We start from the raw sequence: 585 nt of genomic DNA on the forward strand, positions 1-585 counted from the left end.
CAACACCAGCATCAAGCACATCAAACGAACCGCCCGCGGCTACCGAAACGCCGGGAACTACAAATCGATTATCCTCATGAGAAGTGCCGTCCGGACGGCGGCATGACACTCATCCGGGAATCACTTTCCCCACGAACCGTGAAGAGCCCCGTTGCCGGACTTCGGTGAGCATGTCGTTGCCGAGCTTGACCAGATGGAACGCGTCGACCGAGACAGCGGTGCGCGGGAGCCACATCCGCAGGGCCTTGCGGAACGCAGCTGACGGGTCGATCGCGACGACCTGCACGCCCAGGCGCCATTGGAGTGGCCGTGCGAAGAGCCAGTCTCCGACACCCTGGCTGTCACGGCCGTCCACGATCCCGAGCACCTGTCCCGTGTCCAGATCGACGATGGTGGTCATCCAGGGTTCATAGCGTTTCCAGGCTTTGGTGGCCGGGTGAGTATTTGAAGGTTTGGAAGCCACTCGATATTGCCTTTCGGGGCCATTGATATTGCCGGTGGGGGCCAGTGGCCGTGTATGTGGGGGCCACCCGCCCCCACCGACGTTTTCTTACTGCTTCATGGTGGCGTGTTGGCGCATGTTGT

1 pseudogene is annotated in these 585 nt (G+C 61.2%); it reads right to left on the minus strand.

Going from position 1 to position 585, the window contains the following annotated elements:
• Positions 1–124: 124 nt before the first annotated feature.
• Positions 125–436 (minus strand): annotated as a pseudogene (locus AB4089_RS22945) (ISL3 family transposase); the annotation flags it as partial.
• Between the last annotated feature and the right edge of the window lie 149 nt (positions 437–585).

Origin of the sequence: Arthrobacter sp. 2MCAF15, from assembly GCF_052115605.1 — a bacterium.
Classification (GTDB): Bacteria; Actinomycetota; Actinomycetes; order Actinomycetales; family Micrococcaceae; genus Arthrobacter.